20 protein-coding genes and 2 tRNA genes are annotated in these 22070 nt (G+C 66.0%); 10 read left to right on the top strand and 12 right to left on the bottom strand.

What is annotated here, in order from left to right:
• Positions 1 to 16: 16 nt before the first annotated feature.
• The 4 genes from arsC to CCUG20998_RS22180 form a co-directional block, all read right to left on the bottom strand.
• Positions 17 to 385: an arsenate reductase (glutaredoxin) gene (gene arsC / locus CCUG20998_RS22195; RefSeq protein WP_020729728.1), complete on the bottom strand. Its 369-nt coding sequence runs from the start codon at positions 383 to 385 to the stop codon at positions 17 to 19.
• On the bottom strand, positions 386 to 1366 hold the full coding sequence (locus tag CCUG20998_RS22190; RefSeq protein WP_012396022.1) for a ribose-phosphate diphosphokinase: 981 nt from the start codon (positions 1364 to 1366) through the stop codon (positions 386 to 388).
• 112 nt (positions 1367 to 1478) lie between these two features.
• On the bottom strand, positions 1479 to 2957 hold the full coding sequence (glmU, locus tag CCUG20998_RS22185) for a bifunctional UDP-N-acetylglucosamine diphosphorylase/glucosamine-1-phosphate N-acetyltransferase GlmU (protein WP_020786173.1): 1479 nt from the start codon (positions 2955 to 2957) through the stop codon (positions 1479 to 1481).
• A 111-nt stretch (positions 2958 to 3068) separates the two neighbouring features.
• A tRNA-Gln gene (locus CCUG20998_RS22180) sits at positions 3069 to 3140 on the bottom strand.
• 293 nt (positions 3141 to 3433) lie between these two features.
• On the opposite strand from CCUG20998_RS22180, the gene CCUG20998_RS22175 reads away from it, so the two are divergent.
• From CCUG20998_RS22175 to CCUG20998_RS22135, 9 genes are all read left to right on the top strand, one after another.
• Positions 3434 to 4027 (top strand): TetR/AcrR family transcriptional regulator, encoded by a 594-nt coding sequence (locus CCUG20998_RS22175; protein ID WP_011742173.1) that lies wholly within the window; start codon positions 3434 to 3436, stop codon positions 4025 to 4027.
• 66 nt (positions 4028 to 4093) lie between these two features.
• On the top strand, positions 4094 to 7762 hold the full coding sequence (gene mfd, locus CCUG20998_RS22170; protein WP_020729731.1) for a transcription-repair coupling factor: 3669 nt from the start codon (positions 4094 to 4096) through the stop codon (positions 7760 to 7762).
• A complete protein-coding gene (locus CCUG20998_RS22165; RefSeq protein WP_020729732.1) occupies positions 7759 to 8859 on the top strand; it encodes a nucleoside triphosphate pyrophosphohydrolase in 1101 nt (366 codons plus the stop codon). Before mfd ends, CCUG20998_RS22165 begins: the two co-directional genes overlap by 4 nt.
• Positions 8860 to 9213: 354 nt before the next feature.
• Positions 9214 to 9945: a lytic transglycosylase domain-containing protein gene (locus CCUG20998_RS22160; RefSeq protein WP_012396017.1), complete on the top strand. Its 732-nt coding sequence runs from the start codon at positions 9214 to 9216 to the stop codon at positions 9943 to 9945.
• A gap of 80 nt (positions 9946 to 10025) precedes the next feature.
• Positions 10026 to 11312, top strand: a complete 1287-nt coding sequence (eno, locus tag CCUG20998_RS22155; protein WP_020729734.1) for a phosphopyruvate hydratase — start codon at positions 10026 to 10028, stop codon at positions 11310 to 11312.
• Positions 11313 to 11346: 34 nt separating this feature from the next.
• Entirely contained in the window at positions 11347 to 12048 is a 702-nt protein-coding gene (locus CCUG20998_RS22150; RefSeq protein WP_011742168.1) for an FtsB family cell division protein, read from the top strand.
• The gene (locus tag CCUG20998_RS22145; RefSeq protein ID WP_011742167.1) at positions 12041 to 12532 is read left to right on the top strand and encodes a DUF501 domain-containing protein; all 492 of its coding nucleotides are present in this window, start codon (positions 12041 to 12043) and stop codon (positions 12530 to 12532) included. The genes CCUG20998_RS22150 and CCUG20998_RS22145 overlap by 8 nt, the downstream gene beginning before the upstream one ends.
• Positions 12533 to 12551: 19 nt before the next feature.
• Positions 12552 to 13499, top strand: a complete 948-nt coding sequence (locus tag CCUG20998_RS22140) for a Ppx/GppA phosphatase family protein (RefSeq protein ID WP_020729736.1) — start codon at positions 12552 to 12554, stop codon at positions 13497 to 13499.
• Positions 13500 to 13602: 103 nt separating this feature from the next.
• Complete coding sequence (locus CCUG20998_RS22135; RefSeq protein WP_011742165.1) at positions 13603 to 13896, top strand: hypothetical protein; 294 nt, start codon at positions 13603 to 13605, stop codon at positions 13894 to 13896.
• A gap of 86 nt (positions 13897 to 13982) precedes the next feature.
• Here the strand turns inward: CCUG20998_RS22135 and CCUG20998_RS22130 are convergent, their stop codons facing one another.
• The 7 genes from CCUG20998_RS22130 to CCUG20998_RS22100 form a co-directional block, all read right to left on the bottom strand.
• Positions 13983 to 14681 (bottom strand): aspartate/glutamate racemase family protein, encoded by a 699-nt coding sequence (locus tag CCUG20998_RS22130; protein ID WP_020729738.1) that lies wholly within the window; start codon positions 14679 to 14681, stop codon positions 13983 to 13985.
• Between the two features lie 79 nt (positions 14682 to 14760).
• Entirely contained in the window at positions 14761 to 16305 is a 1545-nt protein-coding gene (locus CCUG20998_RS22125; protein ID WP_036426315.1) for a sensor histidine kinase, read from the bottom strand.
• 7 nt (positions 16306 to 16312) lie between these two features.
• Positions 16313 to 17077, bottom strand: coding sequence for a response regulator transcription factor (locus CCUG20998_RS22120; protein WP_012396010.1), 765 nt, complete (start codon positions 17075 to 17077; stop codon positions 16313 to 16315).
• Positions 17078 to 17346: 269 nt separating this feature from the next.
• A complete protein-coding gene (locus tag CCUG20998_RS22115; protein ID WP_011740938.1) occupies positions 17347 to 17631 on the bottom strand; it encodes a WXG100 family type VII secretion target in 285 nt (94 codons plus the stop codon).
• A 38-nt stretch (positions 17632 to 17669) separates the two neighbouring features.
• Complete coding sequence (gene esxM, locus CCUG20998_RS22110; RefSeq protein WP_011742160.1) at positions 17670 to 17966, bottom strand: type VII secretion system effector EsxM; 297 nt, start codon at positions 17964 to 17966, stop codon at positions 17670 to 17672.
• A gap of 147 nt (positions 17967 to 18113) precedes the next feature.
• Positions 18114 to 19286, bottom strand: a complete 1173-nt coding sequence (locus CCUG20998_RS22105) for a PPE family protein (RefSeq protein WP_012396009.1) — start codon at positions 19284 to 19286, stop codon at positions 18114 to 18116.
• Between the two features lie 69 nt (positions 19287 to 19355).
• A complete protein-coding gene (locus CCUG20998_RS22100; protein WP_012396008.1) occupies positions 19356 to 20180 on the bottom strand; it encodes a PPE family protein, SVP subgroup in 825 nt (274 codons plus the stop codon).
• A gap of 359 nt (positions 20181 to 20539) precedes the next feature.
• On the opposite strand from CCUG20998_RS22100, the gene CCUG20998_RS22095 reads away from it, so the two are divergent.
• Positions 20540 to 20613 (top strand) — tRNA-Leu (locus CCUG20998_RS22095).
• A 116-nt stretch (positions 20614 to 20729) separates the two neighbouring features.
• On the opposite strand, the gene CCUG20998_RS22090 is transcribed toward CCUG20998_RS22095, so the two are convergent.
• Positions 20730 to 21701 carry an IS481 family transposase gene (locus tag CCUG20998_RS22090; RefSeq protein ID WP_103654060.1) on the bottom strand — a complete coding sequence of 324 codons (972 nt, stop codon included), beginning with the start codon at positions 21699 to 21701 and terminating at the stop codon, positions 20730 to 20732.
• Positions 21702 to 22070 lie beyond the last annotated feature (369 nt).

The raw sequence follows: 22070 nt of genomic DNA, 5'->3' as shown, positions 1-22070 counted from the left end.
GCGATCCGGCGAGCTGTCACAGGATCTCGCGAACGGCCTCGACCGGACGAGCCAGCCGGGTGCCCTTCGGGGTGACCACAAACGGCCGTTCGATGAGCACGGGGTGCTCGGCCATCGCGTCGAGCAGTTGCGCATCGGTCGCGTCAGCGAGGTTCAGCTCCTCGTACAGCCGGTCGCGTTTGCGCACGGCGGTGCGCACCTCGATGCCGGCATCGCCGATCATGCGCACCAACTCGTCCCGCGTCGGTGGTGTCTTCAGATACTGGACGACGGTCGGCTCCAGGCCCTGCTCACGCAGCAATTCCAGGGTCTTGCGCGACGTGCTGCACTTGGGATTGTGGTAGATGACGGCCTCGGGTGTGGTCCCCGCGGTTCCGGCGGCCATCTACGCGTCTCCGTCGAATAGTCCTGTGACTGAGCCGTTTTCGAATACGGCGCGGATGGTGCTGGCCAGCAGCGGAGCGATGGACAAGACCGTGAGCTGCGGAAAACGCTTGGCCTCGGTGATCGGGAGGGTGTTGGTGACGATCACCTCGCGGGCGCCGCATGCGGCCAGCCGCTCGGCGGCGGGGTCAGACAACACACCGTGGGTCGCCGCGATGATCACGTCGCCGGCGCCGTCGTTGCGCAGCAACTGCACCGCACCCGCAATCGTGCCGCCGGTGTCAATCATGTCGTCGATCAGCACGCAGGTCCGGCCGGCGACGTCGCCCACCACCCGGTTGGAGACCACCTGGTTGGGCACTCGCGGGTCGCGGGTCTTGTGAATGAAGGCCAGCGGAACGCCGCCCAGCGCGTCGGCCCATTTTTCGGCGATGCGCACTCGGCCCGAGTCGGGGGAGACCACGACCATGTTGTTGTCGGAGTAGTTGTCCCTGATGTAGCCGGTCAGCAGGTTCTGCCCGCGCATGTGGTCGACGGGTCCGTCGAAGAAGCCCTGGATCTGATCGGTGTGCAGGTCGACGGTCACGATTCGGTCGGCGCCGGCGGTCTTGAGTAGATCGGCCACCAGCCGCGCCGAGATCGGTTCGCGGCCGCGGTGCTTCTTGTCCTGCCGGGCATAGGGGTAGAACGGCATGACCGCGGTGATCCGCTTGGCGCTGCCGCGCTTGAGCGCGTCGATCATGATCAGCTGTTCCATCAGCCAGGTGTTCACCGGTGCCGGGCAGGACTGCAGAACAAAGGCGTCGCATCCACGCACCGACTCCTGGAAGCGCACGAAGATCTCGCCGTTGGCAAACTCACGCGCGGTCTGCGCGGTCACGTGAACGTCGAGTTCTTTGGCCACCTGTTCGGCCAGCTCCGGATGGGCGCGCCCGCTGAAGAGCATCAGGTTCTTGCGGTTATCGGTCCAGTCGTGGCTCAACGCGCTGCCCTCGCCGTTTCGGGATCAAAAGTGGGATCTGAATGGGAAATCGAACGCCTCATCGTACGTAGCGAAGGGCCTGCACATGTCGCCGGGTAGCCGAGAAGCGAATTCACGGTGTCTGATCGGCGTCGGGCGGCGGTGTGGATTGTTCGGCCGAGGCCTTGCGGGCGGCCTCGGCGGACGGGGTTCCTGGACGCTTCTGCTGCACCCAGTCTTCGATATTGCGCTGCGGCCCGCCGGACACCGCGAGCGCGCCCGGTGGAACATCGTCGCGGATCACGGTGCCGGCCCCGGTGTATGCCCCGTCGCCGACATTCACCGGTGCCACGAACCTGGTGCCGGCGCCGCTGCGCACGTGCGAGCCGATGGTGGCGCGGTTCTTGGTCATGCCGTCGTAGTTGACGAACACGCTGCCCGCACCGATGTTGCTGTCGTCGCCGATGTCGGCGTCGCCGACGTAGGTCAGGTGCGGCACCTTGGTGCCGGCGCCAATGGTCGAGTTCTTGGTCTCCACGAAGGCGCCCAGCTTGCCGCCGGTGCCCAGCACCGTGCCGGGCCGCAAGTAGGTGAAGGGGCCGACCGCGGCCGCTGCGCCGATCGATGACGAGCTGCCGTGGGTGCGTACCACCGAGGCGTTGTCCCCGACGGTGACGTCGGTCAGCGTCGTGTCGGGCCCGATTTCGCAGCGGTCGCCGATCTGGGTATGGCCCAGCAACTGGGTCCCCGGCTGGATAACGGTGTCGCGTCCGATCGCCACGTCCACGTCGATCCAGGTGGTTGCCGGGTCGATCACGGTGACGCCGGCCATCTGGTGGGCGGCCACTATCCGGCGGTTCAGCTCGGCGCCCAGCTGGGCCAGCTGGACCCGATCGTTGACGCCGGCCACCAGCGCGCTGTCGTCGATGTGGCGGGCGCTGACGGTTTGCCCGTCGCGGCGCAGGATGGCGATGACGTCGGGCAAGTAGAGCTCCTGCTGGGCGTTGTCCGAGCTCAGCCTGCTCAACGCGGATTGCAGTGCGGTGATTTCGAAGGCGTAGACGCCGGCGTTGACCTCGCGGATTTCGCGCTGTGAGGGCGTCGCATCGGTCTGTTCGACAATGGCCATCACGGCGTTGTCCTGGGTGCGCAGGATGCGGCCGTAGCCGTGCGGGTCGCTCAACGTGGTGGTCAGCACCGTGACGGCGGACGACGTCGCGCTGTGGGTCTCGATCAGGTCGGCCAGCGTTTCGGCGTCCAATAGCGGGGTGTCGCCCGCGGTGACGACCACGATGCCGGAGTAGTCGGCGGGAAGGGCCGACAGGCCGCAGCGCACCGCGTCCCCGGTGCCCAGCGGCCGATCCTGCAACGTCACGTTGATGGTGCGACCGAGGGATTCGGCCAGCTCGTCGACCAGCGGGGAGATACGTTCGTGGCAGTGGCCGAGCACCACCACCAGGTGTTGCGGTGCGAGCTTGGCCATCGCGTGCAGTGAGTGGGACAGCATGCTGCGCCCGGCCAGGGTGTGCAGCACCTTGGGGGTGTCTGATCGCATCCGGGTGCCAGCCCCAGCCGCCAAGACCACGACCGCAGTGTCACCACGAAACGTCATCGACTCTCCTTTATTGGCTTTTTCTCACGCAAGCTAGGGGTCGGCGTGATGACACGCCCTCCAGGGTGTCATTTCACGTGGAGGTGGGCTAGATGGTGCCACCCAAACAAGCTCCGTCGCCAGGACTCGAACCTGAACTATCTGAACCAAAATCAGAGGTGCTGCCGATTACACCACGACGGACTGCCGGTCGACGGCGAGCATTTCGCCCGCTCGCCACCATGAAACTCTAACGGGTGGGTGGGCCGATTCCCGAGCCCGCCATATCCCGCCGACATCGTCGGCGCCCCATCCACGGTGCAATCCGGGCGCCCAGCGTGCGTGTGGGGCGCGAATATCGCCACCGAAGCGCACTGGAGACACAGTCGGCGCCCAGCCCGCACGCTGGGCGCCGCGGGCCGGAAAACAGATACCCTGTTGGCGTGGCAGGGCCGGAGAAAATGCCGGAAAAAGAGGCAAAGGCGCCGCGCGCCCGGATGACGGGCAGCGAACGCCGGCATCAGCTGATCGGCATCGCGCGATCGTTGTTCGCCGAACGCGGCTACGACGGGACCTCGATCGAGGAGATCGCCCAGCGTGCCAACGTCTCCAAGCCGGTGGTCTACGAGCATTTTGGCGGCAAAGAGGGCCTGTACGCGGTGGTGGTCGACCGCGAAATGTCGGCCCTGCTGGACGGCATCACCTCGTCGTTGACCAACAACCGATCGCGAGTGCGCGTCGAGCGGGTTGCCTTGGCGTTGCTCACCTATGTCGAAGAACGCACCGACGGCTTTCGCATCATGATCCGCGACTCACCGGCGTCGATCAGCTCCGGAACCTATTCCAGCCTGCTCAACGACGCCGTCAGCCAGGTCAGCTCGATCTTGGCCGGCGACTTCGCCCGCAGGGGCCTGGACTCCGAGTTGGCTCCGCTGTATGCCCAGGCCTTGGTGGGTTCGGTGTCGATGACCGCGCAGTGGTGGCTCGACGCCCGCGAACCCAAAAAGGAAGTCGTCGCCGCGCACCTGGTCAACCTGGTCTGGAATGGGCTGACCCACTTGGAAGCCGATCCGCAGCTGCAAGACGAGTAGTCCGATCCGCGGATGGGCCGCCGGGCTCGATATCGAGAAACGACCGCGCCCTAGAATGGCCGCATCATGACCGCACCGGGGGCTGCTAGCCCAGATACCCCGATCGCGGGGCTCGTCGACTTGGCGCTTACCGCGCCTACTTTCCAGCAACTCATCGCGCGTGCCTCCGATCGCCCTGATGAATTGACGTTGGTCGGCCCGGCCAGCGCGCGCTCCTTCGTCGCCAGCGCACTGGCCCAACAGGGACCGCTGCTCGTGGTCACCGCCACCGGGCGTGAGGCCGACGACGTAACCGCGGAACTGCGGGGAGTCTTCGGCGAAGCCGTGGCGTTGTTCCCGTCCTGGGAGACCCTTCCGCACGAGCGGCTCTCACCCGGTGTCGACACGGTCGGCGCCCGGCTGCTGCTGCTGCGCCGGCTGGCTCATCCCGACGACACCCGGCTGGGCCCGCCGTTGCGCGTGGTGGTGACCGCGGTGCGCTCGCTGTTGCAGCCGATGACGCCGCAACTGGGCCGGCAGGAACCGGTTAGTTTGAGTGTCGGACAAGAAATCGGCTTCGATGAAGTCATCGCTCGGCTGGTCGAGCTGGCCTACACCCGGGTCGACATGGTGGGCCGGCGGGGCGAGTTCGCCGTCCGCGGGGGCATTCTGGACCTCTTCGCGCCGACCGCCGAGCACCCGGTGCGGGTCGAATTCTGGGGCGACGAGATCACCGAAATGCGCATGTTCTCGGTCGCCGACCAGCGCTCCATTCCCGAGATCGAGGTCAGCACGCTGGTCGCGGTGGCCTGCCGGGAGCTGCTTCTGACCGAAGACGTACGGGGGCGAGCCGCGGCGCTGGCCGCCCAGCACCCGGCTTCGGAGAACACCGTGACCGGCAGCGTCATCGACATGCTGGCAAAACTGGCCGAGGGCATCCCGACCGATGGGATGGAAGCGCTGCTGCCGGTGTTGCGCCCCGATGACCATGCGCTGTTGACCGATCAGCTTGCCGAGGACACTCCGGTGCTGGTGTGCGACCCGGAGAAGGTGCGCACCCGGGCCGCCGATTTGATCAAGACGGGCCGCGAATTCCTCGAGGCCTCATGGTCGGTCGCGGCGATGGGAACCGACGCGCCCGTCGACGTCGAAGCCCTGGGCGGGTCCGGCTTTGCCGAGCTGGACCAGGTGCAGACCGCGGCGAGCAGTTCCGGACACCCGTGGTGGACGCTGAGCCAGCTGTCCGAGGAATCGGCGACGGAGCTGGAGGTCCGCGCGGCACCCTCGGCGCGTGGGCACCAGAAGGATATCGACGACATCTTTGCGATGCTGCGCGCGCACGTCTCGACCGGCGGGTACGCGGTGATGGTGGAGCCCGGGACCGGCACCGCCCATCGCATGGTGGAGCGGCTGGCCGAATCCGACATTCCCGCCGCCATGCTGGAACCCGGCGCCGCACCCAAGTTGGGCGTGGTGGGCGTGCTCAAGGGGCCGCTGCGCGACGGCGTCATCGTCCCCGGAGCCAACCTGGTCGTGGTCACCGAGACGAATCTGACCGGCAACCGGGCCACGGCGGTCGAGGGCAAGCGCCTGGCGGCCAAGCGGCGAAACACCGTCGATCCACTGGCCCTGACGGCCGGCGATCTGGTGGTGCACGATCAGCACGGCATCGGCCGGTTCGTGGAGATGGTCGAGCGCACCGTCGGGGGTGCCCGACGCGAGTACCTGGTGCTCGAATACGCCTCCGCCAAGCGGGGCGGTGGTTCCGACAAGCTGTATGTCCCGATGGATTCGCTAGACCAGTTGTCGCGATATGTCGGTGGGCAGGCACCAGCACTGAGCCGGCTCGGCGGCAGTGACTGGACCAACACCAAGACCAAGGCGCGCAAGGCGGTGCGGGAAATCGCCGGCGAACTGGTGGCGCTCTACGCCAAGCGGCAGGCCAGCCCCGGGCATGCGTTCGCCCCTGACACACCGTGGCAGGCCGAGATGGAGGACGCGTTCGGTTTCACCGAAACCGTCGACCAGCTCACCGCGATCACCGAGGTCAAGGGCGACATGGAAAAGTCCATCCCGATGGACCGGGTGATCTGCGGTGATGTCGGCTACGGCAAGACCGAAATCGCGGTGCGGGCGGCGTTCAAGGCCGTTCAGGACGGCAAACAGGTTGCCGTGCTGGTGCCCACCACGCTGTTGGCCGACCAGCATCTGCAAACCTTCACCGACCGGATGGCCGGGTTCCCGGTCACGGTCAAGGGTCTGTCCCGCTTCACCGACCCCGCCGAGTCACGCACGGTGATCGAGGGCATGGCCGACGGATCGGTCGACGTGGTGATCGGCACGCACCGGCTGCTGCAGACCGGCGTGCGCTGGAAAGACCTGGGCTTGGTCGTGGTCGACGAGGAACAGCGGTTCGGTGTCGAGCACAAGGAGCACATCAAGTCGTTGCGCAGCCACGTCGACGTCTTGACGATGAGCGCCACCCCCATTCCGCGCACGCTGGAGATGAGCCTGGCCGGTATTCGGGAGATGTCGACCATCCTGACGCCCCCCGAGGAGCGCTACCCGGTGCTGACCTACGTGGGACCCCATGACGACAAACAGATCGCCGCGGCGCTGCGCCGCGAGCTGCTGCGCGACGGGCAGGCGTTCTATGTGCACAACCGGGTCAGTTCCATCGACGACACCGCCGCGCGGATTCGCAAACTCGTGCCCGAGGCGCGGGTGGTCGTCGCGCATGGGCAGATGCCCGAGGATCTGCTGGAACGCACCGTCCAGGGATTCTGGCAGCGTGAATTCGACATCTTGGTCTGCACCACGATCGTGGAGACCGGCTTGGACATCTCCAACGCCAACACGCTGATCGTCGAACGGGCCGACACCTTCGGGTTGTCTCAGCTGCACCAGCTGCGCGGCCGAGTGGGCCGTAGCCGTGAGCGCGGTTACGCCTACTTCTTGTACCCGCCGCAGGCGCCGCTGACCGAGACCGCCTACGACCGGTTGGCGACCATCGCGCAAAACAACGAGCTTGGCGCGGGCATGGCGGTCGCGCTCAAGGACCTGGAGATCCGCGGCGCGGGCAACGTGCTCGGCGTCGAGCAGTCGGGGCACGTCGCCGGAGTCGGCTTCGACCTCTATGTGCGGTTGGTGGGCGAGGCCGTCGAGGCGTATCGGGCCGCCGCCGACGGCAAGATGGTGACCACTCCCGAGGAGCCCAAGGATGTGCGGATCGACCTGCCGGTCGACGCCCACCTGCCACCGGACTACATCGGCAGCGATCGCCTGCGGTTGGAGGCCTACCGGCGGCTCGCCACCGCCACCTCCGACAGTGGCGTCGCGGCCGTGGTGGACGAACTCATCGACCGCTACGGGGCTTTGCCGGAGCCGGCGCTGCGGCTGGTCGCGGTGGCGCGGTTGCGGCTGCTGTGCCGGGCCTCGGGCATCACCGACGTGTCGGCGCCGTCTTCGGCGACAGTTCGGCTGGCACCGATGGATCTGCCCGATTCCGCCCAGGTGCGGCTCAAGCGGATGTATCCGGGAGGCCACTACCGGGCTACGACGTCCACCGTGCAGGTACCCATCCCGCGTGACGGTGGCGTCGGTGCGCCGCGCATCCGGGATGTGGAATTGGTGCAGATGGTGGCCAATCTGGTGACGGCATTGGCAGGCAAGCCGCAACAAGATATTGGTAGAACCAGTTTGTCCGAAGACGATGCGGGCGCCACCGCGTCGGGTAAGGAGCGGCAAGCGCGATGATTGTCGTCCTGGTCGACCCCCGCCGTCCGTCGCTGGTGCCTGTCGAAGCCATCGAGCTGCTCGGGGGCACCGTGCAATACACCGAGGAGATGCCGATCGCGGTGCCCTGGTCACTGCCCGACGCGCATCCGGTGCACGTGGGCGAGGAGGCGCCGGTGCTGTTGTCGTCCGACCCGAACCACCCCGCGGTGGTGGCGAGGCTGGCGGCAGGGGCCAGGCTGATCGCGGCGCCGGATCGCCGGCGCGGGGAACGCCTGCTCGATGCCGTGGCGATGATGGACAAACTGCGCACCGACGGGCCGTGGGAAAGTGAGCAGACCCACGACTCGTTGCGGCGCTACCTGCTCGAAGAGACCTACGAGCTGCTCGACGCGGTACACAGTGGCAGCGTCGACCAGTTGCGCGAGGAGCTTGGGGACCTGCTGCTGCAGGTGCTTTTCCATGCCCGCATCGCTGAAGATGCGGCATTGCTTCCGTTCACCATCGATGACGTCGCCGACACGCTGATGCGCAAGCTCGGCAACCGGGCGCCGGGAGTACTTGCCGGCGAATCGATTTCGCTGCAAGAGCAGATGGCCCAGTGGGAGGAAGGCAAGGCGGCGGAAAAGGCGCGCAATCCACGCGAGTCGGTATTGGACGACGTTCCCACCGGTCAGCCCGCGTTGGCGTTGGCGCAGAAGGTGATTACGCGGGTCTGCAATGCCGGCCTGCCGGTGCAGCTGATCCCCGCCGAAATCACCTCGATTGCCGTGTCGGCGGATATCGACGCGGAAAACTGCTTGCGCGCCGCGGTTTTGGACTTCTCGGATAACGTCCGCCGCGCCGAGCGGGCGATTGTGGCCGCCCGGCGCGGCGACGCCGTGGCAGAGGAACTCGACATGGCGCCGGTCGGGACGATCACCGAGCAGGAGTGGCTGGTGCACTGGCCGTCTGGCAGCGCGGGGGCCGATGTGGCGCCGGAGCCCGTGGTCGACGAAGAACCGCCGCAAGAACCAGCAGAGCCCGAAGAACAAGTCGAGGCGCCTGCCGAAGGCGAGACCCCCAAAGAATCCCGGGAATCCCGCGGCGGCAGCAAGAAGCGGAAGGGCAGGCGCTAGGACGAGTCGTCCGCGCACTAGCGGGGACTTCGGAGGCGCTTGAGCCGGTTCTCGCCAACTTTGCGGGGACTCAGAGCCGCTCCATATCAAGCGACCTTTATGAGGTTTGCTGAAATAGCTGTTTTCCAGATAGAAGCTGAAAATTGCGCTTGCTGGCCTGGTCGTCGGCTAACCAATTCCCGTACCAGGATGCACTCCTGGCCGTGTGCTGGATGAGAACTGCGACGGGGTAACTCTCAAACCCATGGGACGATGATTTAGGTCGTAGCGGCCGCCAAGTCGGAACGTGAGCGCGCGGACGGCGAAGTGGCCCAACGGACGCGTAGAGCGCCAGCAGTAGCCAAAGGGAGGATTGTGTCGCCAAGACGTTGGTTGCGCGCGGCCGCCGTTATTGGCGCGACCGCGATGCTCTTGGCGTCAAGTTGCACCTGGCAGCTCAGCTTGTTCATCCCCGAAGGGGTGCCGCCGCCACCGGGTGATCCGGTGCCGCCGGTGGACACCTACGCCAGCGGTCGGCCCGCCGATCAGCTGCGGGAATGGGCCGAGCAACGCGCCCCGGCGCTGGAGATGCCGGTGATTGCGCTGGAGGCCTACGCCTACGCCGCTCGGGTTGCGGAGGTCGAGAACCCGAAGTGCCATATCGCGTGGACCACGCTGGCGGGCATCGGGCAGGTGGAAAGTCACAACGGCACCTATCGGGGCGCGACCATAGCGCCCAACGGGGACGTGCGGCCTCCCATTCGCGGCGTGCGCCTGGACGGAACCGGCGGCACCCTGCGCATCGTCGATAGCGAGCGTGCCAACCTCGACGGTGACGACGGCGTGGAGCGTGCGATGGGGCCGATGCAGTTCATCTCCGAAACCTGGCGGCTCTACGGGGTGGATGCCAACAATGACGGCATCGTCAGTCCGGACAACATCGACGACGCCGCGCTTTCGGCGGCCGGGTATTTATGCTGGCGCGGTAAAGATCTCGCGACTGCGCGGGGATGGATCACCGCTTTGCGCGCCTACAACAACTCCGGCGTCTACGCTCGGGCGGTGCGCGACTGGGCGACCGCTTACGCGGCGGGCCACCCGCTGTAGAAAGATGGAACGATGACCCAGGCTTTACGCTAAAGGCTGCCGGGGACCTCAACGAACGCCAGGACACAAAGGAGAACCCAGTGCCGATAATCGAGCAGGTCGGGGCCCGCGAGATCCTCGATTCCCGCGGCAACCCGACCGTCGAGGTCGAGGTGGCTCTGATCGACGGAACCTTTGCCCGGGCCGCGGTGCCGTCGGGCGCGTCGACCGGTGAGCATGAGGCCGTCGAACTGCGCGACGGCGGCGATCGCTACGGCGGCAAGGGCGTCAAGAAGGCGGTGGAAGCCGTGCTCGATGAGATCGGCCCGGCGGTCATCGGACTCAACGCCGACGACCAGCGCTTGGTCGATCAGGCCCTGGTTGATCTCGATGGCACGCCCGACAAGTCCCGGTTGGGGGGCAACTCGATCCTCGGCGTCTCGCTGGCGGTGGCCAAGGCGGCCTCGGAATCGGCCGAACTGCCGCTGTTCCGCTACATCGGCGGGCCCAACGCCCACATCCTTCCGGTGCCGATGATGAACATCCTCAACGGCGGCGCACACGCGGACACGGGCGTGGACATTCAGGAGTTCATGGTGGCCCCGATCGGTGCGCCCAGCTTCAGTGAGGCATTGCGCTGGGGCGCCGAGGTGTACCACGCGCTCAAGGCGGTGCTCAAGAAGGCCGGGCTGTCCACCGGTTTGGGCGACGAGGGTGGTTTTGCTCCCGATGTGGCCAGCACCACCGCGGCACTCGATCTGATCAGCCAGGCCATCGAGGCGGCGGGCTTCAAGCCCGGTGTGGACGTGGCTTTGGCGCTCGACGCGGCCGCCAACGAGTTCCACGCCGACGGCAGCTACACCTTCGAGGGCACGCCCCGCACCGCCGCGCAGATGACGGAGTTCTACTCCGGGCTGCTCGGCTCCTATCCGCTGGTCTCCATCGAAGATCCGCTCTACGAGAACGATTGGGACGGGTGGGCCGCACTGACGGCCGAGATCGGTGACCGGGTACAGATCGTCGGCGACGACGTGTTCGTCACCAATCCCGAGCGGCTCGAAGAGGGCATCGACCGGGGCGTGGCCAATGCGCTGCTGGTCAAGGTGAATCAGATCGGGACGCTGACCGAGACGCTCGACGCGGTCGCGCTGGCACACCACAGCGGCTACCGCACGATGATCAGCCACCGCAGCGGTGAGACGGAGGACACCATCATTGCCGACCTGGCGGTGGCCGTCGGCAGCGGCCAGATCAAGACGGGCGCACCCGCCCGCAGCGAGCGTGTGGCCAAGTACAACCAGCTGCTTCGGATCGAAGAGGCTCTCGGTGACGCGGCCCGCTACGCCGGCGATCTGGCCTTCCCCCGATTCGTTGCGGACCCGAAATAGGCCGACCGGCCGACGGAAACGTGGCTGAAGCTTCATGGCCGACGCGAAACGTCCCGATCCGAAGCGCCGATCCCCGGCATCGCGCCCGGGTAAAGCCGGCGAGTCGGCGCGCGGGCGTCGCACCACTTCGGTGTCCAGGCCCACACAAGCGGCCAACACCGGGCCGGCCGCCAGTCGCAACACCGCCCGAACGCTGCGTGAACATGTCGTCGAACCCATCAAGCGCTCATTCACCGAATCGGTGGAGCAGCGATCCGACCAACGTTTGGGTTTCACCGCCCGGCGTGCGGCGGTGCTGGCCGCGGTCGTCTGCGTGTTGACCCTGACCATCGCCGGGCCGGTTCGGACCTACTTCGCCCAGCGCACCGAAATGGAGCAATTGTCCGCAACCGAAGCGGCGCTGCGCCGCCAGATCGCCGATCTCGAGCAGCGCAAGGGCCAACTGGCCGACCCGGCCTACATTGCGGCGCAGGCCCGTGAGCGCCTTGGCTTTGTGATGCCGGGGGACATTCCATTTCAGGTCCAGCTGCCGCCCGGGGCGGTGGTGGCCCCGCAACCGGGCACCGATGCCGCCATGCCCACGAAGGGCGACCCTTGGTATACGTCGCTTTGGCACACCATTGCCGACGCGCCGCACCTTCCGCCCGCCGCCGCTGAGCCTCCCGCCCCGGAGCCCGAACCTGAGCCCGGACTGCCCGCACCCGTACCGCCCGAGCCGACGGCCCCCGGTGGTTGATCCCGCGGACCTGGAGGCGGTGGCGCGTCAGCTCGGTCGCGAGCCGCGTGGGGTGCTGGAGATCGCCTACCGATGCCCCAACGGCGAACCCGGCGTGGTCAAGACCGCGCCCAGACTGCCCGACGGCACACCGTTTCCCACGCTCTACTACCTGACGCATCCGGAGCTCACGGCGGCCGCCAGCAGGCTCGAGACCACCGGTCTGATGCGCGAGATGACCGAGCGGCTGGGCGACGATCCCGAACTGGCCGCGGCGTATCGGCGGGCGCACGAGTCCTATCTGGCCGAGCGTGACGCGATCGATCCACTGGGAACCAAGGTTTCGGCCGGCGGCATGCCCGATCGGGTCAAGTGCCTGCATGTGTTGATCGCGCATTCGTTGGCAAAGGGGCCCGGGGTGAACCCGTTTGGCGATGAGGCGGTGGCGTTGCTGGCCGCCGAGCCGGGCGCGGCGGCGAACCTGGTGGCGGGACAGTGGCTTTGAAGGGGACGATGGGGACGTGATGAGCCGGGTCGCCGCGATCGACTGCGGTACCAATTCGATTCGGTTGCTCATCGCCGACGCCGGCGGTGGGCAGCTCAATGACGTGCATCGGGAAACGCGGATAGTCAGGTTGGGCCAGGGTGTCGACGCGACCGGTCAGTTTGCGCCGGAAGCGATTGCCCGGACCCGGGCCGCGTTGACTGATTACGCGGCCCTGCTGAAGGTGCACGGCGTCGAACGGGTACGGATGGTCGCCACGTCGGCCACCCGCGACGCCGCCAACCGGGACAGCTTCTTTGCCATGACCGCGGAGGTGCTCGGTGCGGTGCTGCCCGGCGCGATAGCCGAGGTGATCACCGGGGCCGAAGAAGCGGAGCTGTCGTTCTCCGGCGCGGTCGGCGAACTGGACAGTGCCGGAGCGCCTTTCGTGGTCGTCGATCTCGGCGGCGGATCCACCGAGATCGTGCTCGGCAAGGCGGGCAACGAAGTCACCGCGAGTTACTCGGCCAACATCGGCTGTGTTCGGCTGACCGAACGCTGCCTGCACTCCGATCCGCCGACGCCCGATCAGGTGGCCGCCGCCCGCCTGGTGGTGCGCGAAGAGCTGGAACCCGCGTTGCGTTCGGTCCCCCTCGAGGAGGCTCGGACTTGGGTCGGCCTGGCCGGAACGATGACCACGTTGTCCGCCCTGGCCCACAACATGACTACCTATGATGCTGCGGCCATTCATCTTTCGCGAGTCGCCGGTGCTGATCTGCACGCGGTGTGTGACCGGCTGATAGCGATGACGCGCGAGCAGCGTGCCGCACTCCCACCGATGCATGAGGGCCGGGTCGACGTGATCGGCGGCGGTGCGATCGTGGTCGAAGAACTGGCTCGCGAGTTGCGCAGCCGCGCCGGCATCGACGAGCTGACCGTCAGCGAGCACGACATCCTCGACGGCATCGCCCTGGCGCTCTGCGACTAGGTCACATCTGCCACACCGGCCCCGGCAGGCGAGTGGCACTCTTTTTGCCCGCCTCGCAGCGACAAGTTCGGTCGATGTCATACCCGCGTGCGACCGTTCGGCAATGAGCTACCTACTTGCCGGCATAGAGCTTCGATACGTGCTGACTATGCAGTTGTCCCAACACGGGCCAGCGACCATCGCCGAAATGATCGACGCGCTGGACTGGCACCACTTTTCGGTCCGCGGCAGGGCATCCAAGGCGCTGTCAGATGCGTTGCGCTGGGAAATCGGACGCGGCAGGGTGCGCCGTCTCGGACGCGGTCGCTATGGGCCGGCCGAAATTCCGCGGGGGACCGAACACCGGATCCACCGGCGGGTGCTTGCTTTGCGCGCGGCAGCCAGGCTGTCGCTGTGAGGCGGGCAAAAACTGTGTTGCCTCAAGCGGTGACTCCTGTGGCAGAAGTGGCGTACGCCTGCAGGCGGTAGCCACGCCGGCTCGGGTTATTTCTTTGGCGGGCTTGCGTATTCACCGTGCTTGGCCGTACGCAAACCCAATGTCACGAGTGACTGCACCAGCACCGTGGCGGCGCTGACCCCGTCCACCACGGGAACGCCGATCTCCTCGGAGATCGAGTGGCACATGTCGGCCATTCCCGCGCAGCCCAGCACGATGCTGTCGGAGCGATCCACCTTGATGGCGGTGCGACACGCGTCGGTGACGATCGCGCGCGCCCGTGAGTCCGTCTCGAGGTCGAGCACCGGGATTTCGCAGGCGTGGACGCCCAGGCAGAACCGGTCCATGCCGTAGCGCTCGGCGAGCTCCGCGGCGCGTCCCGTGGTGCGAGCCAGGGTGGTGACCACCGAGAATCCCCGGCCGAGATGGCTGGCGGTATGCATGGCCGCTTCGGCGATCCCAATCACAGGCCCCCGAGCCAGCTCCCGAGCGGCGTCGAGGCCGGGGTCGCCGAAGCAGGCGATCACGTAGCCCTCAGCTCCCGAATGCTCACCTTGCTCGATGGCCTGCAGTAGGCCGGGGACGCTCATGGCCTCGTCGTAGTGACTTTCAATCGACGGCGGACCAATCGGGGAGGTCACCGCCGTGATTTCGGTGCCGGGGCCGGCCACCGCCCGCGCGCAGCGGCCGATCGCGGTGGTCATTGATTCGGTGGTGTTCGGGTTGATCACCCAGATACGGAGCACAGCCAATCTTGCACCAAGGCACCGGATAGGGGTGATGCGCATCCCGGACCTATCGGGGCGAGCCGCCCTAGCTGTGCGTTCAGTAGTCGCTCGGCTGCCTCGGCCGGCCGGGGGCGGATGCATTGAGCGGCGCGTCGATCAGCGGCAGCCTGATCCGGAATACGGTTTGGCCAGCGGCGGATTCGGCGGTCACCGAGCCGTCATGAGCTTTCACGATCGAATTGACGATGGCCAGGCCCAATCCGTGGCCCGGCGCGCTGGATCGCGACTTGCTGGAACGGACAAACCGCTCGAACAAATGAGGCAAGACCTCGGGGTCGATGTCGGGGCCGTCGTTGCTGACCGTTAGCTCGGTGTAGGGACCGTTGGGGTCGTCGGGGTAGTTGGTGATCCCGGTCTTCACCGTGACGCCGGGCGGCGTGTGCACCCAGGCATTGGTGAGCAGGTTGCTGACCAGCTGGTGCAGACGGGCGTGGTCACCGTTGACCCACACCGGTTCGTCGGGCAAGTCCTTGATCCAACGGTGGGTGGGCGCTGCCACGGCGGCGTCGTTCACGGCGTTCATCACCAGGTCGGTCAAGTCGAGGTGTTCGGTCTCCAGGTCCTCGCCTTCACCCAGGCGTGACAGCAGCAACAATTCGTCAACCAGGGAGGCCATCCGCCGCGCTTCTGACTCGATGCGGGCGAGCGCGTATTCGGTAGTCGGCGGTAGGTCCGAGCTGTCCTGGCGGGTGAGTTCGGCATACCCCTGAATGGCCGCAAGCGGGGTGCGCAGCTCATGGCTGGCGTCGGTGATGAATTGCCGCATCCGCAGATCGGAAGCCACCCGATGTTGCAGCGCGCTGTCGACGTTGTCCAGCAACCGGTTTAGCGTGTGCCCCACGATGCCGACTTCGTTGTCGGGGTCGGTGTCCTCGGGGCGAACCCGCACGCTGATCTGGTGGTCGTCGCCGGCGAGTGGCATCGCGGCGACGGTCGCGGCGGTTGCGGCGACCCGCCGCAGCGGGCGCAGGGTAATACCGACCACCCACACGGTCAGGGCCGCCGTGATCACCAGTGCGGTCGCGACAAGCACGCTGGTCGTGATTTGTTTTCGGGTGATGATGCGGTCCGCGATGCTCAGCGAAACCCCGACGATCAGGCGGTCGGATCCGGCGGCGCGGCTGTCGACTTGATAGGAACCCAGGCTGCCCAGCGTTTCGACACGTGACGGTTCGTCGGTCCAGTGTTGGGTCTCGATGGCGTGGATGACATCCGGTGGTGCCGGGCGGGGCGCGTCTTCGGAAAAGACCGCCGAGCCGATGACGACACCATCGCGCATCACCGCGATGAGGTTCCCGGGCGTCTGGCCGGTGAACTCGAGCAGAGCTTGGGATACCGGGGGAGTGCCGGTGTGGATCGAGGTGTGTTCGCCGTTGCGGTAGCGGGCATAGGCGTGGCTGAACGCATGCATGGACTCGACGACTTCGGCGTCGTTCATCGCGGTCACGTAGCCGCGCAGGCTGAGCACCGAGACCCCGCCCACCGCGACCAGCACGATCGTCACCACGGCCAGCACGCCAAGCAGCAGCTGCCAGCGCAACGAACGAGGAAGCCAGCGAGGCGTGTTCCGGTGGCCCGTCATTTCGGGCTCATTCCGCTGGTCGTAGCATGTATCCAATCCCGCGGACCGTGTGAATCATCGGCTCTCGGTCCGCGTCGATTTTCTTTCTCAAGTACGAGATGTAGAGGTCGACGATGCTGGTGCGCCCGGCGAAGTCGTAGTTCCAGACCCGGTCGAGGATCTCGGTGCGGCTCAGCGCGCGGCGCGGGTTGCGCATCAGGAATCGAAGTAGCTCGAACTCGGTCGAGGAAAGCGAGATCGGGGTGCCGCCGCGAGTGACTTCCCGGCTGGCCGCGTCGAGCTTGAGGTCACCAACCTTCAGGGACTCGTCGGCGGGCGGCGCCAGATGACTGGAGCGGCGCAACAGTCCGCGCAGCCGCGCCACCAGCTCTTCGAGGCTGAACGGCTTGGTCATGTAGTCGTCGGCGCCGGCCGTCAGTCCGGTGACACGGTCCATCACCGAATCGCGTGCGGTGAGGAACAGCGTGGGTGTGTATGCGTCGGAGTCGCGCACCCGCTGCAGGATCTGCAGGCCGTCGACGTCGGGCAGCATGATGTCGAGGACCAACACGTCAGGACTGATCTTGTCGAACTTGGATATGGCCTCGCGCCCGTTGTGGGCGATCTCGACGTCCCAGCCTTCGTAGTGCAGGGCCATTTTGACCAGATTGGTCAGCGCAGGTTCGTCGTCGACAAGGAGCACCCGAATGGGTGATCCGTCGGCACGGTGAATTCGGGGCAGCTGCCCCAAAATCGCCTGCCGTGGACGTTGAGTGCGCGTGGATCCGGTCATTGCTTTCAATGGTCCTACACACCTCCCGGCGCATATGCAGTCGTCAGGGACCTCATATCAACCTCAAATGTAACCGTGAAGTGCGGCCCCGGCTATGACCGCTTGTTGCTAGGGGCTGTGGGCCGACCGCGCACGATTGAGTTGTTTTGGTCCGCAAGCGATTAGGGGGCAGAGGTCGCCGCCCCGCTATTGGTGCACAGCACGGACCGGCGCAAAGCGCAGTGGCCGCGCACCTTGCGGTGCGCGGCCACTGTTGTCCTGCTCTTGTATCAGGCCCAGCTGGAGCCGACGGCGCTGTCGGTCTGCGCCATGTTGTTGCCGGCGGCCTGAACCTTCTGGCCGTGCGAGTTGGCCTGCTCGTAGATCACCTGGAAGTTGCGACCCAACTGGGTGATGAACTCCTGGCAAGCCACCGAACCGGCGCCGCCCCAGAAGTCACCGGCGGCCAGCACATCGCGAACGATGGCCTGGTGCTCGGCCTCCAAGGAGGCGGCCTGGGCGCGGATGAGCGCGCCGTGGGCGTCGACATCGCCGAACTGGTAATTGATGGTCATTGGTTTTGTCCTCCTGAATCGAAAGTGTCGGGCCGGTACTAGCTGCTGAGGATCTGCTGGGAGGCCTGCTCTTGCTGCTCGTAGTTGTTCGCGTCGCGAACGAGCCCGTCACGCACCCCGTGCAGCATGTTGACGATGTTGCGGAAAGCGGTGTTCATCTGGCCCATGGTGTCCAGTGAGGTTGCCGAGGCCATACCGCTCCAGCCTGCGCCGGCGATGTTCTGCGAGGACGCCCACATCTTTCGGGCCTCGTCCTCGACGGTCTGGGCGTGCATTTCGAAACGGCCCGCCATGTCCCGCATCGCGTGCGGGTCGGTCATAAAGCGTGTGGCCATGATTCCTGTCTCCTTATGTTGAAGTCCGCATTTGTATGATTTCTAGCACCTGGACTGCTTCGGTGGTAGCCGAATCGCGGATAGATTACGACCCGCCGGTTAATTGCTGGCCTCAAACGAGTGACATGTTCCCCCTTTTTTCCGGCGTCACACGACGACCTGTTTGGGCATGACGATCGGCTTGAAGCCGTAACGCGGTCCCGCATACGCACCGGCGCCCTTGGCGGCTGCGGCCATGCCCGGCACCCCGGCCACTCCGGAAACCGGGGCAGCTTCCTCGGGAACCGTCCAGCCGCTTCCGCCCAGCGCACCAGTGGTCGCAGCTGTCTCCGGAAGGGCGCTCGACCAGCTGGTGGGTACGGCCAGCTTGCCGACCAGGGTCGCCTCGCCCAAAGCCGCGCCAACGCCGGTGGGCGTCACCGTGTTCGCCAGCCCTGCGGTGGCGGCAGCCGCACCTTCGGCGGCCTCGATGGCGCCTTCGGCAGCAACTACCGGTGCACCGGTATCGAGAGCGTTTGCCAGGAAAATCGCGGTAGGAATAGTGGCCGTGGTGTACCAAGCCGCGGTGTTAACCCCGCCGTTGATGACGTTCGCAACAAACCCAATGCCGAGGAAGTCCTCGATGTCCTGAATGATTCCGCCCAGTCCCGTCGCGTCGATAGCCGAAGTTATCGGCGAGGCGAGTCCCATGATGGTGTTGGGCAGGTTGCTCAGCAGGCTGGTGATGCCGTCGGTTGCCGCGGCGGATGCGGCGGCCTGACTAACCGCCGCCGACTGTGCGGCGAGCCCGCCCGGGTTGGTGGTCTGCTGCGGTGTGCTCAGCGGCTGCAGGGATCCCGAGGTCGAGGAAGCGGCCGCGTAGCCGTACATCGCCCCGGCGTCCTGCGCCCACATCTCGGCGTAGAGCGCCTCGGTTGCCATGATCGCCGGGGTGTTGATGCCCAGGAAGTTCGTCGCAACCAGTGCCGCCAGCAGCGATCGGTTGGCGGCGACCACCGGCGGCGGCACCGTCATCGCGAACGCTGCCTCGTAGGCGGCCGCCGATGCCGCGGCTTGCGCCCCGGCGTGCATCGCCGCTTCCGAGGTGTAGGTCAACCACGCCAGATACGGCTGAGCGGCGGCGATCATCGCCATCGACGCCGGGCCCATCCAAGACTCGGTGGTCAATCGGGTGATCACCGATTCGTAGGAGGCGGCCGTTGTGCCCAACTCGACGGCTAGGCCATTCCATGCGGCGGAGGCGGCCATCATGGGGCCTGCCCCGGCACCGGCGTACATGCGTGCGGAGTTGATTTCAGGAGGTAAGGCGCCAAAATCCATTGCTGTATCCCTCTTTTAGTGAAAGTTGTGGTGTTTTATCGATATGGGAGACGTGTTGCCCAATGGCGCCTAGACCGCGGCCGGCTTTGGCATGACGATTGGCTTGACGCCGTAGCGTGGCGCACCAAATCCGGCGCTGTTGCGTGCGGCCGAACCCAACCCGGCCGGCACGCCCATGAACGTTCCCGGGGCGGCCGTCGGCGCAGCGGCTGTCCAGCCGGCGCCGGCCAGCGGGGTCGTGCTCGATACCAAGGTGGCCGATCCGGCCCAGGTCGGGGGCACCGAGAGCATGCCGACCGCGGATGCCCCGCCAATGCCAGCGGCGATGGGCGCACCCAGGGCGGCCTCGGCTCCTCCGAGCTCACTGAGCGCACCCAGCCCGGCTTCTGCTCCCAGGCTGACGTCGGCTTCGGCGGCTTCCTCGGCGGGAAGCAGACCGCCACCCGCCAGACCGATCAGAGTGGATGAGGCCGAGGCCCAGTTCCCAACGCCGATGTTGGTGAGGTTGCCGATGTTGCTCGACCAGGAGTCGGGAATAATCGAGCCGGCGTTTTGGATGAAGCCGCTGATTCCCGAGGTAATGCCGTCCAGAGGTGAAGCGGCCGCTGCGGAGTTGAGGTTTTCGGTTGCGCCGTATGTCCCGGCGCTGGCCCCCAGGGTGTTCACGAACATGTCGTGCATGGCCTGTGCATCCGCGCTGACCTGCTGGTAGTAGGTGCCATACGCGGTGAAGAGTGCGGCCTGCAGTGCCGATACTTCATCGAGGGCGGCCGGAGCTATCACGGTGGTCGGAGCTGCCGCGGCGGCATTTTGCGCCGACATAGAGCTACCGATGGTCCCCAGCTGCGCGGCCGCGGCCGTCAACTCTTCAGGCACTGTTTTAAGGAATGACATCCAATGCTCCTTGCTTATGAGCTCCCCGCCCCTGGCCACCCGAGCTGAATCTGTGGGTAGGCATAAGGGCCCCTGTGTGTTGGCGTAACGCTAGCCACCCACGTGTCCACATTCGCGATTGAATGACGTATAGTGATAGCTCGTTTACGGCTTTTTAACGAAGGCGCCGACAGTTTTTACAAGCTCTTGTCGGCCGACATAGTCGTGTCATCTGGCCTCAGACGGGCGACACAGTAGTCTGGCGCGCGGCGCGCGGATGTTACGCGCATCACGGCCGGGGCGCACGTCGGTGTTGGGGGCGATTTCCACAGGGGAGGGGCGTCTCGAGCCCGGCGGGTACGCGATAGATTCGCCGGCGGGCCCCCATAGCCCAATTGGCAGAGGCAGCGGACTTAAAATCCGCCCAGTGTCGGTTCGAGTCCGACTGGGGGCACAGGGTAAGCGCTGTTAGAGGGCGCATTCGACGGCCGTCGCGGCCCCGCGCGGAAGATTTCCGGCGCTTGTGACAGCAGCGTGACAGCAGGACAGTGTGCGACTGACGATGATTGGTTACACGCGGGCCTCGGTTTGTGTTTTCTGTCGGAGTCTCTCATAGGGGGTCTGGCCGTTGAGGCCGCCGTGGGGGCGGTGGTAGTCCTGCCATTCTTTGAGTTTGGCGTTGAAGATGTTGACGTCGTCGATGATGACCCCGTCGAGTAGCCGGTAGAACTCTTCGGCGTCGATGCGGTGCGATCGCTCCACTTTCCCGTTCAACCTGGGTGTTCGCGGCTTGATGTAGATGTGGTTGATGCCCTGGTCGAGCACGTGCCAATGGAACGCGGACTGAAATTCGGCACCGTTATCGGTTTGGACCGTCTCGACCTGGAAGGGCAGTTGGGAGAGCACGTAGTCAACGAACTGGATGGCGGTCTTTTGGTTGTTGCGCGGGTAGATCCGCATGACCCGTAATCGGGTGCAGTCGTCGATGGCGGTGAACTGGTAGAACTTGCCGCGACGGCCCACCGCCTTGGCGGGTTGCGCTCTCCCGGGCGCCCCGGCAGCGGCCCGGGCCGGCAGGGGTTCGACGAACTTGACGTCGATCTGGACGTGATGTCCTGGGCGCTGCTTCTCATAACGGGTCCAGCGCCGGTCGTGGCGCTTGTAGCGCTGCGAGGCCGGCAATCGCCCCATGTCCAGCCGGTGCAGGATCCGCCATACCCCCGACTGGCTGATCTCGATGTCGTGGTAGCGCCGCAAGTACATCGCGATCTTGCCGGGGCCGAAGTGGTAGTGGCGGCGCAGGTAGACGATCTTGTCGACGACCTCGGCGCGGGTGGCATTGGGGCTGGTCCGCGGGCGTCGCGATCGATCCCGCAGGCCGTCCACCCCCTCCTTCTCGTAGCGACCAAGCCAGGTGTAGTACGTCGGCCGGCTGATCCCGAAGTATCGGCAGGACATCGCCACATTGCCGGTGACTTCCTCGACATGACGAAGGACCGCGAGACGGCGACGCACCTCGCGGTCGAAAACAGGCTCATTCACCCGAAACTCCTATGGCTCAGGAGGTCCGGGTGTCAAGCAACTCCGTCAGTTTCACACAGCAGGACGGCAGCACGCGCCTAGTAGTAGGTGTGTAACTAGGACGGATTGAACACAGGCGCAACATCAAAACCGGAGCGCCCTGCGACGTTGCGCAAAGAAGGCGCAGGGTTTACATCGCGTTCGCCGGGCTCGACCTGTGCTCGCGAGGGTTACCTGTGATCCGTATCGACGTGATTCATGCGCTGTGCCTACCGGGCGATTTCATGGTCAGGCTAATTGCAGGACGCGAGCTGGCAAATGGGCTGAGAATCGAGAAGTCTCCTCTATGGTAGCCACGTGCACATCAGCAGCGCTCTTGAAAGGGGCTAC

Origin of the sequence: Mycobacterium marinum, from assembly GCF_003391395.1 — a bacterium.
In the GTDB taxonomy this organism is placed as follows: Bacteria; Actinomycetota; Actinomycetes; order Mycobacteriales; family Mycobacteriaceae; genus Mycobacterium; species Mycobacterium marinum.
The sequence above is the reverse complement of the archived record's forward strand: the minus strand, read 5'-3'. Positions and strand labels throughout refer to the sequence as shown.

What these genes read in the sequence shown, in the direction of transcription:
- arsC (WP_020729728.1), bottom strand. Translation starts at nt 385, where the DNA reads ATGGCCGCCGGAACCGCGGGGACCACACCCGAGGCCGTCATCTACCAC.
- glmU (WP_020786173.1), bottom strand. Translation starts at nt 2,957, where the DNA reads ATGACGTTTCGTGGTGACACTGCGGTCGTGGTCTTGGCGGCTGGGGCT.
- CCUG20998_RS22175 (WP_011742173.1), top strand. Translation starts at nt 3,434, where the DNA reads ATGACGGGCAGCGAACGCCGGCATCAGCTGATCGGCATCGCGCGATCG.
- mfd (WP_020729731.1), top strand. Translation starts at nt 4,094, where the DNA reads ATGACCGCACCGGGGGCTGCTAGCCCAGATACCCCGATCGCGGGGCTC.
- CCUG20998_RS22165 (WP_020729732.1), top strand. Translation starts at nt 7,759, where the DNA reads ATGATTGTCGTCCTGGTCGACCCCCGCCGTCCGTCGCTGGTGCCTGTC.
- CCUG20998_RS22150 (WP_011742168.1), top strand. Translation starts at nt 11,347, where the DNA reads ATGGCCGACGCGAAACGTCCCGATCCGAAGCGCCGATCCCCGGCATCG.
- CCUG20998_RS22140 (WP_020729736.1), top strand. Translation starts at nt 12,552, where the DNA reads ATGAGCCGGGTCGCCGCGATCGACTGCGGTACCAATTCGATTCGGTTG.
- CCUG20998_RS22135 (WP_011742165.1), top strand. Translation starts at nt 13,603, where the DNA reads ATGAGCTACCTACTTGCCGGCATAGAGCTTCGATACGTGCTGACTATG.
- CCUG20998_RS22125 (WP_036426315.1), bottom strand. Translation starts at nt 16,305, where the DNA reads ATGACGGGCCACCGGAACACGCCTCGCTGGCTTCCTCGTTCGTTGCGC.
- CCUG20998_RS22120 (WP_012396010.1), bottom strand. Translation starts at nt 17,077, where the DNA reads ATGACCGGATCCACGCGCACTCAACGTCCACGGCAGGCGATTTTGGGG.
- CCUG20998_RS22115 (WP_011740938.1), bottom strand. Translation starts at nt 17,631, where the DNA reads ATGACCATCAATTACCAGTTCGGCGATGTCGACGCCCACGGCGCGCTC.
- esxM (WP_011742160.1), bottom strand. Translation starts at nt 17,966, where the DNA reads ATGGCCACACGCTTTATGACCGACCCGCACGCGATGCGGGACATGGCG.
- CCUG20998_RS22105 (WP_012396009.1), bottom strand. Translation starts at nt 19,286, where the DNA reads ATGGATTTTGGCGCCTTACCTCCTGAAATCAACTCCGCACGCATGTAC.
- CCUG20998_RS22100 (WP_012396008.1), bottom strand. Translation starts at nt 20,180, where the DNA reads ATGTCATTCCTTAAAACAGTGCCTGAAGAGTTGACGGCCGCGGCCGCG.